Genomic DNA, 11,607 nt, shown 5'->3' with positions numbered 1-11,607 from the left:
GCTCCGCGGGGCGCCGCAGGCCCCGCGGAGCACGGCCGAACTGGCGGAGCTGCGCGCGAGCAATCGCGCGCTGGCGGCGGAGCTCTCCGAGCTGCGTTCGGACTACCGATCGCTCTCCGCGCACGCCCGGCTGCAGGCCGAATCCGTGACCGACCCGGTGCGTTTCGAGGTCACGGGCGGATCGGACGCCGCGCGCTCGGGGACGCTGCACACGGCCTACCGGGCGATCGCGACGCCGGCCTTCGTGGCATCCGCGCCGCTCGCCGCGATCCCGGGCGTGGATCCCGCGTCGGCCGCGCGGCTCGGCGCGAGCGGTGTCACCGTCGACGGGGCCCGGTTGGGACTCCACCCCGGCGCCGAGACCGTCGAGGAGGCCGGCGGCCTCGCCGCCTTCGCGGGGTGGGATCTGCCACTGTTCGTGGACGTCTCGGCCCCGTCCTCCGATCCGGCCGCTGCCGTCACTGCGGCGTACCGGCTGGGCGGCGACGTCGTCTTCGCACCTGCGGCGGCGAGCGGCGCCCGGCGCGCTCTCGCCGAGCACAACTGGCTCACTGCGCTGCGACGGGGCGAGATGTCGCTGTGGGCCACTGTTCCCCTGCGCCTCGCCCACGACCGGGCCGCGTTGCGCGATCTGCTCGCCCGCCACGAGGAGGACGTCCGTTCCGGCGGACTGGGATTCGGCGGCGTCCGGGTCGTCGGCGCCGCGACCGATCCGCAGGCCGGCGATGCGCTCGTCCTGCTCACCGCGGCGCTGGACGCGGACCTTCCGCGGTACCTCGCCGCGGTCCGCGGACCCGAGGAACTGCTGCATGCGATCGGCGCGGGCGTCGATCTCATCGAATCCCCGGCGCCGCAGGACCTCGCGACCCGCGGAATCGCGCTGACGGCGGACGGTCCCATCGCGGTGTCCACGCGGCCCTTCCGCGACGACGTGCGTCCGCTCGACGCCGCCCCCGATCGGGACGGGGCGGCACCGTCTCCGAACCGCGCGTACGTGCACCACCTCTACCGCACCGACGCACCGTCGGCGGTGCAGGCGGTGACCCGGCACAACCTGCGGTTCCTCACCGCGCTCACCGCCGGGGCCCGGCGCGCGATCGACGAGGGACGGTTCCCCGCGTACCGCGACGCCTTCCTGCAGCGCTTCAGCGGCGGCGGAGCCACCAGTAGCGGGCGGGTGGACGACCACGACGGCGACGTCGTGGCGACCGCGCACTAGCGACGGAGAAGAGCGCTGCCGGACGGCGGCGGTGACGGCGGAAAGGCCGGCACCGCCGCCGTTCGTCGTCGGTCGAGGCGCGATCACGTACACCGTTCCGTAACCTCGTGCTCCGTGACGGGAGCCACATTTCCCTTGTGATTGCCATCACTTTTCGCAGGTCATTGCCTATGCAAGCTATTGCTAGCGATCTCCGGGGTGACCTGGTCTTACGGTCCTCACAGCCGATCGTGACCGAAGCGTTATCAAACCGCGACCGTCCCGCGGCGGGGATGACACCGCGCCGATAGGCCCCTAGTGTTCATCTCGACCCGCTCAGCGGGAACACAATTGAATCCACGAACCACCGCGTATGTGTGGGCCCGCCGCCGAAACGAGAGCATCTTCCTCGGGCGCCGGACCGCTTCCAGCGTGACGCACCACGTCGCCGAAGCCGGTTGAGCGATCGTCCTCAGCCCACCGCCGTGCCCGACAGAGAAGGCACGGTCCATGTCTTTCCCCGACACCTCCGCCCCAATCGGGCTGTGTCCTGGCATGCGCACCGGCGAAAGGAACACCTTGAAGAACATCCGCAAGACCCTGGGCATGATGGCCGTCACCGGCGCGATCGTCGCCGCTCCCGTTGCCTTCGGCACCGGTGCTGCGAACGCCGACAGCGTGAACTGGGACGCCATCGCGGCCTGCGAGTCGGGTGGCAACTGGAACACCAACACCGGCAACGGCTACTACGGCGGCCTGCAGTTCAGCCCGTCGACCTGGTCCGCCAACGGTGGCTCGGGCCTGCCGCACAACGCCTCGCGTGCCGAGCAGATCCGCGTCGCGGAGAACGTTCTGGCCTCGCAGGGCATCGGCGCGTGGCCGAGCTGCGGCGGCCGCGGCTAAGTCGCACCCGCTGTACAGAGACTGACGCCTGTGGCGGTCGATTCCTCGTGAATCGGCCGCCACAGGCGTTTTCGCGTCGCACCCCAGAGGACCGCCTCGTCCCGCCCGCTGAGACCTGGTCGCCCCGCTTCCGGCGCGAACTGCCAGAATCGCGGGGTGCGACTGCGCGTGCTCCTCCTGCTGACGGGGCTGTACTTCGCCCAGGGACTCCCGTTCGGCTTCTTCACGCAGGCGATCCCCGTCCTGCTCCGCGAGGCGGGCCTGTCCCTCACCGCGATCAGCCTCACCTCGTTCCTCTACCTCCCCTGGGGATTGAAGTTCCTCTGGGCGCCCGCCGTCGACCGGATCGGCACGCGCCGGCGGTGGCTCCTCGCCACGCAGCTCGGCTCCGCCGGCGTCGCCTTCGCCCTGGCCGCCACCGACCTCACCGGGTCCCTGCGGTGGCTGTTCGTCGCCATCGCCGCCATCAACCTGCTCTCCGCCACCCAGGACGTCGCCACCGACGGCCTCGCGGTGCGGCTCCTCGGCCCCCGCGACCGCGGCCTCGGCAACGGCATCCAGACGGGCGCCTACCGGCTCGGCATGATCGCCGGCGGCGGCGGGCTGCTGTGGATCTACGCGGAGAGCGGCTGGCGCGTCCTATTGCTCACCCTGGGCGGGCTGATCCTGCTGTGCACGGTCCCCGTCGTCCTGCTGGCGCGGGACGAGCCCGCCGACGGTGCGCCCCGCCCCGTCGAGCACGTCCGCCGCGAGGGCCTGGGCACGGCGTGGTGGCACCGCCTGCGCCGGCCCGGGGTGATCCCGTTGATCGGGCTCCTGGCCGCCTACAAGTTCGGCAATGCCATGGCGTCGTCCGTCTCCGGCCCGTTCCTGCACGACGCGGGCCTGGGCCTGCGGGAGATCGCGCTGGTGAGCGGCGCCCTGAGCTCCGCGGGCGCCCTCGCCGGATCGGCCGTGGGCGGCTGGCTCGCCTTCCGGCACGGGCGGCGCACGGCATTGCTGTTCGGCGGAGTCAGCCAGAGCCTGGCGGTGGGGCTGTACGTGATCGCGGCGCTCGGGATCGGCGGCGGCGGCATGGTGATCGCGGCAACGCTGCTCGAGCACGTCTTCGGCGGCGCCGCGTTGGTCGCATTGTTCACGCTGATGATGGACGCGTGCGAGCGCGACGACGCGGGCGCCGATTACACGCTGCTCGCGAGCGCCGTGGTCGCGGCGCAGGGGATCGCCGGATTCGCCGGCGGCGCCGTGGGCGATGCGCTCGGCTACCCGGCCGTGTTCACCATCGGCATGGTGCTCTCGGGCATCGGCTGCGCCGTGCTCGTGCGCGGCCTCGACCGGGGCGTCGGGCCCGCCACCATCACGACGTGGCGGCGGGGCCCGGTTCCCACACCATGAGCTCGTCCGCCGCGCGGAAACCGGTGCGGCGGTACAGCGGTATCGACTCCTCGCTCGGCGAGAGCACCAGTCGCCGGTAGCCGCGGTCGTGGGCGGCGCGCTGCACCGCCTCGATCAACGCCCGGCCGTGCCCCTCGCCCCGCGCCGCGGGCAGGACGAAGAGATGCCCCAGGTACCCCCAGGCCGATGGGGCCGCGCCCGGCACCGGCATCCGCCGGTACTCGTGGAGCGTCACCATGCCGGCGGCCGCGCCACCGCCGCCCGGAATGGACTCCCCCGCCAGGAACACGGTGCGCTCGTCGCGGATCCACCACGCCCGCACCTGTTCCACGAACGCGTCGTCCTGGGGATCGGTGGTGGCGCCGGAGGTCCGGGCCCACGCGTAGCGCAGCGTCGCCACCAGGCCGGCGTCGCGCTGCGGGTCCGCGATCCAGACGTCCATGCCGCCAGCCTACGGACGGAAAGACGAAGCAGCGCGGTGGATCGTGCCCGCCGAGGGGCACGATCCACCGCGCTGGGTGCGGTGATCAGGCCGGGACCGGCTCCTTCGGATCCTCGGTCGCGGCGGCGTTGCGGGCCGCGAGATCGCTGATGGAATCGGCGGACTCGAGGACGGCGTCGCGGCGGTACTGCACGAAGGAGTACGCGAACGCGGCGATCCAGCCGGCGACGATGAGGATGTACACCACGCGCTGCGTCCCCGGATCGAGCGCGAGGCCGCTCTTGCCGACGAGGGTCCGGGCGTTGGTGAGGATGATCAGGCCGCCCACCGAGGCGCCGAGGAGCCGCGGCGGGAAGTGGCGCACCAGCCAGGCGGCGAAGGGAGCCGCGATGACGCCGCCCAGCAGGATGGCGCCGGCGTAGGCGAAGTTCACGCCCTCGCCGCCGAGGTTGGCGAGGAAGCCGAGCGACGCGGCGAGCGCGATGAGGAACTCGCTGGTGTCGATGGTGCCGACCACCTTGCGGGGCTCCATCCGGCCCGAGGCCAGCAGCGCCGGCGTACCGACGGGACCCCAGCCTCCGCCACCGGTGGCGTCGACGAAGCCGCCGAACAGGCCCAGCGGGGCGAGGAAGCGCGACTTCAGCGGCTTGCCCAGGTTCTTGGTGTCGATGCCGCGGAAGGTGAAGCGCAGCAACACGTACAGGCCGAGCAGCAGCAGGATGGTGGACATCAGCGGCTTCGCGACCTCGGTGGACAGGTTGGAGAGCACCGTCGCGCCGATGAACGCGCCGATCGCGCCGGGGATGCCGATGCGGCGCACGACCTTCCAGTCGACGTTGCCGAAGCGCCAGTGCGAGGCGCCCGAGACGGCGCTGGTACCGATCTCGGCGAGGTGGATCGTCGCGCTGATGGCGGCGGGCGAGAGCGTCGTGAGCGCGACCAGGAAGGTCGTCGCCGTCACGCCGAAGGCCATCCCGAGGCTGCCGTCAACGAGCTGCCCGAGCAGTCCGACGAAGGCGACGATGACGAGGGTGGGCATGCTGGTCTCCTGCGGCTGAGGCGGACGAGGGGACTCGTCCGGATATGACAGGCCACTCTGCCGATCGCGTCACAGGATCGGAACCGTCCCGATCAGCGTGATCCGAAACCGGTACTGTCCGATTCGCCCCGATCGCACGTTTGCAGAAGGACGAACTCGACATGCGCACGCTCCTCGCCCGTTCCACCGCCGCGGCCGCCGCCGCCGTACTCGCAGCCTCGGTCGTCGCACCGACGGCCGCCGCCCGGATCGACCTCTCCGGTCACGACCAGGTGCGGACGCTGGCCTGCAACGACGATGTCAAGCTCATCGGCTCCGACAACGCGATCGTCTTCACCTCCGCCTGCAAGCGCGTCGAGGTCAACGGTCACGACAACACGCTGACGCTGCGCGACGTCAACTCGCTGCAGGTGATCGGTAGCAACAACTCGATCGTCCTCGCCGGCGCGTCCTCGATCGACGTGAGCGGCCACGACAACACGATCACCTGCGGCGCGGGCAAGAAGCCCTCCGTGAAGTCGATCGGCAGCGACAACTCCTACCGCTGCTGAGCCGTCCCTCCCGGTGACGCGGTCACGCCGGTGGCTCGGTCAGGCCGCGCGTTCGCCGAGGAGGAACCAGGTCCGCTGGTCCGGCTTGCCCTTGACGGCGATGAGGCCCCGCTCCTCGAACGCGAAGGCCCGGCCGAGCCGGTCGTGGACGGACGACGTCACCTGGATTCTGCCGACGACCCCCGTCGACTCCATCCGGGACGCGACGTTGACGGCATCGCCCCACACGTCGAAGAAGAACTTCTTCGACCCGACGATGCCGGCGACCACGGGACCGTCCGCGAGGCCGATCCGGAGCGGCGTCGCGCGGCCGTCGGCGTTCGTCACGCCGGCCGCGGCGCCCTGGAGCGCCACCGCGAACCGCGCCAGCTCCTCGAGGTGGTCGGCGCGAGGTTCGGGGACGCCGCTCACCACCATGTAGGAGTCCCCGGTGGTCTTGATCTTCTCGAGCCCGTGGCGCTCCACCAGCGCGTCGAGGGTCGTGTAGAGCCGGTCGAGGTACCGGACGACGTCCGCGGGCGCGGTGCGGCTGGACATCTCGGTGAACCCGGCGATGTCCGCGAACAGGACCGAGGCGTCGTCGTACGAGTCCGCGACCTCGGCGTGGCCGGGCTCCTTGAGGCGCTCCGTGACCGACCGCGGCAGGATGTTGTTCAGCAGCGCCTCGGACCGCCGGAACTCCTCCTCGAGCGCGGCGTCCGCGCGCTCGATCTGGAACAGCCCGGCCCCGACGATCGCCACCGCCAGGGACGCCGCGGCGACCACGTTGACGACGAAGCCCGTGGTGGCGAACCAGTGCGGCATCAGGCCGGTGTCCTCGGGCACGGTGAAGTGCAGGTAGATCATCGCCGCGAGACAGACGACGACCACCGCGGTGGCGGCGACGATCCGGCGCACGCCCACGATCATCGGCACGCCGACCGCCATGACCAGGTAGTAGTACAGCAGCCCCACGCCCTCGCCGAGGAGGACGCACAGGCTCCACAGCGTGACCGTCGCGACGGCGAAGAACGCCGTCGGCGCCACCAGCGTCCCGAACCGCCCCAGCAACGGGACCAGCGCCAGCGCGGCCCCGGAGACGACGTTGACGACCATCACCTGGTGCGGGCCGCCGAAGACCAGGCCGATCACCGCGAAGCCGAAGCTCACCGCCGCCGAGGCGTAGGCCGCGAGCGAGACGAGGCGCAGCCGGCGGCGGTCCGCCTCCGGGATCGCCCCCTCGGCGTAGGCGCTCGCGGCGCACCACGCCCGGAAGTCTGCGCTGGTCGGCACAGGCCGAGCGTAGCCAGGCCCGGGCGCCGCCGATGCCGATCCGGGCGGATGCCCGTACCGCTGCCGGGCCCCGCGACGGGGCCTAGGCTGGCGGCATGGACTACCTGCGTCCCGTCGAATTCGGCCTGTTCGTCACCCCGTCCGCCGCGGCGCTCGACAACTGCTTCGCCCTCGCCGAGCTCGCGGACGGGAAGGTCGAGTTCCTGGGGGTGCAGGACCACCCCTACCAGCAGGCCTTCGTCGACACCTTCACGCTGATCGGCGCGCTGCTCCACCGCACCGAGGAGGTGCGCGTCTTCCCCGACGTCGCCAACCTGCCGCTCCGGCCGCCCGCCGTGATGGCGCAGGCCGCGGCGACCCTCGACCTGCTGTCCGAGGGCCGGTTCGAGCTGGGCCTCGGCGCGGGCGCCTTCTGGCCCGCCATCGCCGCGATGGGCGGCCCCGAGCGCAGTCCAGGCGAGGCCGCCGGCGCGCTCAGGGAAGCCGTCGAGGTGATCCGCCTGATGTGGTCGGGCGAGCGGTCCGTGCGCTTCCACGGCGAGCACTACCGGCTCGACGGGGTGCATCCCGGCCCGCGCCCCGCGCACGACATCGGGGTCTGGCTGGGCGTCGGCGGGCCGAAACTGCTGCGCTTCCTCGGCGGCCACGCGGACGGGTGGGCACCGTCGAACTCCTTCTTCCCGCCCGCGACCCTGCCCGAGCGGCACGCCGCCATCGACGACGGTGCGCGCGCCGCCGGCCGCGATCCCGCGTCGATCCGGCGCGTCTACAACATCTTCGGGTCGATCGACGACCAGCCGTCGGACGAGGCCTTCCACGGCACCGTCGAGCAGTGGACCGAGCAGCTGACGGGTCTCGTCGTGGACACGGGCATGGACACCTTCGTCTTCGGGGCGGAGGACGACGACTACGACCAGTGCCGCCGATTCGTCGACGAGGTCGCACCGCGCGTGCGGCAGCGCGTCGCCGAAGTGCGCGCGAGCGGGTAGCTACTCGGCGGGGAGCGACCGCACGACGCGGCAGGGATTACCGACGGCGGCGACGTGGTCGGGGACGTCGCGCGTCACCACGCTGCCGGCGCCGATCACTGCGTTGCGGCCGACGGCGACGCCGGGGCACACGATGACGCCGCCGCCGAACCAGACGTTGTCGCCGATCGTGATGGGCTCCGCAGTCTCCCAGCGCGCCCGCCGCGCGGCGTGGTCCTCCACGGGGTGCAGTGCGGTGAGAAGCTGCACGCGCGGCCCGATCGAGCAGTCGTCGCCGATCGTGATCGGCGCGCAGTCCATGAGGATCGCGTCGTAGATGAGGAAGCTGTTGGCGCCGATCGTGATGTGCGCCCCGTAATCGCACTGGAACCGCGGCATGACCCAGGAACCTTCGCCGATGCCTCCCAGGAGCTCCTGGAGGATCTGAGAGCGCAGTGCGTCGTCGTCCGCGGCGGTGGCGTTGAACCGGTCGAGCAGCCGGCCGCAGGACTTCCGCATCGCGACGAGCTCCGGATCGTTGTCGCGGTAGCGCTCGCCGGCGAGCATCCGCTGGAGTTCCGTGGCCACGCCCCGACGGTACCCACCGCAACGGAACTACCCGGAGAACGCGAAAGCCCCCGGATTTCTCCGGGGGCCTTCGACCTAGTAGCGGGGACAGGATTTGAACCTGCGACCTCTGGGTTATGAGCCCAGCGAGCTACCGAGCTGCTCCACCCCGCGTCGGGTAAACACCACGTTACTGGAATGCGCTCACGATGTGCAAATCAGTTGAACGTGACGCTCGTCTCTCCGGCCGGGCCGGGCGTCGCCGCCCCGGCCGGAGAGCTGAGATCAGTTGCCGCCCCGCGCCTTCGCCTCGGCCGCCTGCAGCTTGGTGATCGCGTCACCGAGCTGCTTCATCGACTGGCCGACGGCGACCTGGTCGCCGGAGCGCTGCGCCGAGAGCACCGAGCTCCAGGCGTCGGAAACGGCCTTCACCGCGGCCTGCACCTCAGGGGTGTCGGCGCCGGGCACGGTCGCCTGCGTGGGCGGCTGGTCCGGGCCGGGCTGCGTCGCGCCCGGCACCGTCTGGCCCTGGGTCGGGCCGGAGACGCCCGTCGCCGCCGTCGCGAGCGCGGCGTCGACGCCCCGGTACCCGGCGTCGGTGAGCGACGCCGCGACCGTCGTGCGGTAGCCCGCGCCGCCCGTGACCGGGTTCAGGCTGAGCACCTTGATCAGCTTGGGCGCGGCCCGCTCCCCCGTCGACTGCGCGTACATCGGCCAGACGTAGGTCAGGCCGCCGTTCGCGAGCGCGATCGCCTGCAGGTTGCCGAAGCGCGGGTTGAGCGCCTGGATGTTGGCGTTGTCGGCCACGACCGGCGGTGCGCCCTTGATCAGGTCGGCCGCCTGCATCGGGCCGGGGGTCCGGCGCCCGGGCAGCTCACGCATGTCGCGCACCAGCAGCCGGCCCGCGTCCTCACCCTCCGAGGACACGGAGACGAGCCCCGCGAGGTACGGCTGGTCCTTCGCCTGCAGGATCGACGAGAGCTGGAACTGCGCCGGGCCACCGCCGGGCGCCGACGCCACCGAGTAGTACGGGGACTGCAGGCCGTCCTTGTCGGGCGTCTCGTTCGGCGCCGCGGCAGCCTGCCAGACGTCGTTCTGCCGGCGGAAGGTGTCGGGGTCCGACGTGTGGTACTTCTGCAGCAGGAAGCGCTGGACCTCGAACAGGTCCTGCGGGTAGCGGAAGTGCTGCGCCACCTCGGCGGGCACCGCGCTCTTCGGCTCGACCACGCCGGGGAAGACGCTCTTCCAGGCATTGAGGACGGGATCGCTCTCGTCGACCTGGTAGAGGTGCACGGAACCGTCGTAGGCGTCGACGGTGGCCTTCACCGAGTTGCGGATGTAGCCCACCTTCTCGTCCACCTGGCGGCGCTGCGCCTGCTGGCCGGGCGTGATCTGCTGGCGCGAGCCGGTGGCGTCCGACAGCGAGGTCTGCTGCGCGTACGGGTACTTCGGCAGCGTGGTGTAGCCGTCGACCACCCACAGGATCCGGCCGGTGCGCGAGTCGACCATCGGGTAGGTCTTCGTGTCCACCGTGAGGAAGGGCGCGAGCTGCTTGACCCGGTCGCGCGGGTCGCGCTGGTAGATGATCTTCGAGTCCGGCCCGATGTTCCCGTTGAGCAGGATGTTCCGCTCGGTGAACTTGATCGCGTAGGCGAGGCGGGTGAACCAGTTGCCGATCCCGACGCCGCCGTCGCCCTCGTAGCGCGAGCGCTCGGTGTCGCTGTCGAGCTCGCGCGGGTCGCCCGTACTGCCGACGACGGAGTAGAAGCCGGGATCGGAGCCGATGATCTCGCCGTAGTAGATCCGCGGCTGCGTGACGGCCTTGCTGCCGGCCACGCCGTTGCGCGTGAACACGGGCTGGCCGCCCGCGTTGTTGTTGTTCACGGCGTCGCGGCCGCTCTCGCTGACCACCTGGTCGACCTGGCCGGCCGGCGCGGTGATCAGGCCGTTGCCGTGGGTGTAGACCATGTGCCGCGAGGTCCAGTCCGACGGGGTCTTGCTGGGGTCCAGCTCGATCGGCGCGAGCAGCACGTTGGTCTGATTGCCGCCCACGTCGTAGCGGTCCACCGAGAGCTTGCCCGAGAGCCGGTAGTAGTCCTTGAGGCCGCCGAAGTTCGAGAAGGCCTGCGAGACCACGTTCGGGTCGAGCAGACGCACGTTCTGCAGCGAGGGGGCGTCCTTGGCGGTGAGCGTCTGCAGGGCCTCGGGTGAAGCCTTGGGATCGGATTTCTCGTACTTCGCGCTCGCGAGCCCGTAGGCCTCCTGCGTCGCCGCGATGTTCCGCGCGATGTAGGGCAGCTCCTTCTCCGCGTTGGGGCCGACGGAGAAGGTCTGCACCGCGGTGGGCCAGCCGACGCCGACCACCAGCGAGGAGAACAGCATGAGCACGGTCGCGATCGCGGGGACCCGCAGGTCGCGCAGCACGATGCCGAAGAAGAAGGCGGCGGCGCAGATGATCGCGATGCCCGTGAGGATCGCCTTCGCCGGGAGCATCGCGTGGATGTCGGTGTAGTTCGCGCCGGTGAACATCGGCGACCGGTTCGAGTAGACCAGGGCGTACCGGTCGAACCAGTAGGCGACGGCCTTGGTCAGCAGGAAGACGCCGGCGATCGCGGCGAGCTGGATGCGCGCGCCGCGCGACAGAGAGCCCTCGCGGCCCGCCAGGCGGATGCCGCCGAAGACGTAGTGCGCGACCAGGTTCGCCAGGAACATGACGATCAGGCCGGCGAACAGGAAGCCGAGGACGAACTCGATGAAGGGCAGCGTGAAGGCGTAGAAGCCGATGTCCATGCCGAACTCGGCGTCGGTGTCGCCGAAGGGCTGGCGGTTGAAGAACAGCAGCACCTGCTGCCACGCCGACTGCCCGAAGATGCCGGCGATGAGCCCGATCAGCAGGGAGGGCACGATCGCGAAGGTCTTCAGCTTGCTCGTCACCACGGCGCGGTACCGCACCACCGGATCGTCCGTCGGCGAGGGCAGGAAGGCCGGCCGCACGCGGTACGCCAGCCACATCCCGGCGAACGTGAACAGCGCCAGCACCACGCCCGTCACCACGAACAGGCCGAGGCGCGAGAGCAGCACGGTCCGGAGCACGCCGGCATGGCCGAGCGAGCCGTACCAGAGGAAGGCGGTGATCACGTCCACCACCCGGGGCCCGATGAGCAGCAGCGCCAGGAGGACCACGGCGATCGCGATGAGGATCTTTGCCCGGCGGGACAGCGTGGGAATGCCCGCGGCACGAGGTGTCGTCACGACAACCACTGTACGGATTG

General features: G+C 71.2%; 10 protein-coding genes and 1 tRNA gene. 5 read left to right on the top strand and 6 right to left on the bottom strand.

The window, feature by feature from the left end:
* The 3 genes from LB823_RS14580 to LB823_RS14570 all read left to right on the top strand — a co-directional run.
* Nucleotides 1-1,219: tRNA-guanine transglycosylase (locus tag LB823_RS14580; RefSeq protein WP_224647953.1), on the top strand; the 1,219-nt coding region annotated here is incomplete at its 5' end.
* 558 nt (nt 1,220-1,777) lie between these two features.
* Nucleotides 1,778-2,101: a transglycosylase family protein gene (locus tag LB823_RS14575; RefSeq protein ID WP_224647952.1), complete on the top strand. Its 324-nt coding sequence runs from the start codon at nt 1,778-1,780 to the stop codon at nt 2,099-2,101.
* Nucleotides 2,102-2,257: 156 nt separating this feature from the next.
* Nucleotides 2,258-3,496, top strand: coding sequence for an MFS transporter (locus tag LB823_RS14570; RefSeq protein ID WP_224647951.1), 1,239 nt, complete (start codon nt 2,258-2,260; stop codon nt 3,494-3,496).
* On the opposite strand, the gene LB823_RS14565 is transcribed toward LB823_RS14570, so the two are convergent.
* Nucleotides 3,459-3,938: a GNAT family N-acetyltransferase gene (locus LB823_RS14565; protein WP_224647950.1), complete on the bottom strand. Its 480-nt coding sequence runs from the start codon at nt 3,936-3,938 to the stop codon at nt 3,459-3,461. The two genes, LB823_RS14570 and LB823_RS14565, sit on opposite strands and share 38 nt — an antisense overlap.
* Nucleotides 3,939-4,023: 85 nt before the next feature.
* Nucleotides 4,024-4,977, bottom strand: coding sequence for a sulfite exporter TauE/SafE family protein (locus LB823_RS14560; protein WP_224647949.1), 954 nt, complete (start codon nt 4,975-4,977; stop codon nt 4,024-4,026).
* Nucleotides 4,978-5,138: 161 nt separating this feature from the next.
* Here LB823_RS14560 and LB823_RS14555 point away from each other — a divergent pair, with 161 nt between their 5' ends.
* Entirely contained in the window at nt 5,139-5,528 is a 390-nt protein-coding gene (locus LB823_RS14555) for a DUF3060 domain-containing protein (protein WP_224647948.1), read from the top strand.
* Between the two features lie 39 nt (nt 5,529-5,567).
* Here LB823_RS14555 and LB823_RS14550 read toward each other — a convergent pair whose 3' ends face one another.
* Nucleotides 5,568-6,800: an adenylate/guanylate cyclase domain-containing protein gene (locus LB823_RS14550; RefSeq protein ID WP_224647947.1), complete on the bottom strand. Its 1,233-nt coding sequence runs from the start codon at nt 6,798-6,800 to the stop codon at nt 5,568-5,570.
* Between the two features lie 95 nt (nt 6,801-6,895).
* On the opposite strand from LB823_RS14550, the gene LB823_RS14545 reads away from it, so the two are divergent.
* Nucleotides 6,896-7,789, top strand: a complete 894-nt coding sequence (locus LB823_RS14545; protein WP_224647946.1) for an LLM class flavin-dependent oxidoreductase — start codon at nt 6,896-6,898, stop codon at nt 7,787-7,789.
* Here LB823_RS14545 and LB823_RS14540 read toward each other — a convergent pair whose 3' ends face one another.
* From LB823_RS14540 to LB823_RS14530, 3 genes are all read right to left on the bottom strand, one after another.
* Nucleotides 7,790-8,335 carry a sugar O-acetyltransferase gene (locus LB823_RS14540; RefSeq protein WP_255603716.1) on the bottom strand — a complete coding sequence of 182 codons (546 nt, stop codon included), beginning with the start codon at nt 8,333-8,335 and terminating at the stop codon, nt 7,790-7,792. It abuts the gene before it with no gap.
* A gap of 100 nt (nt 8,336-8,435) precedes the next feature.
* A tRNA-Met gene (locus LB823_RS14535) sits at nt 8,436-8,509 on the bottom strand.
* 111 nt (nt 8,510-8,620) lie between these two features.
* On the bottom strand, nt 8,621-11,587 hold the full coding sequence (locus LB823_RS14530; protein WP_224647944.1) for a UPF0182 family protein: 2,967 nt from the start codon (nt 11,585-11,587) through the stop codon (nt 8,621-8,623).
* Between the last annotated feature and the right edge of the window lie 20 nt (nt 11,588-11,607).

This window comes from Tsukamurella sp. M9C (assembly GCF_020169415.1).
In the GTDB taxonomy this organism is placed as follows: domain Bacteria; phylum Actinomycetota; class Actinomycetes; order Mycobacteriales; family Mycobacteriaceae; genus Tsukamurella.
This window is presented reverse-complemented; position numbering and strand designations above follow the sequence as displayed.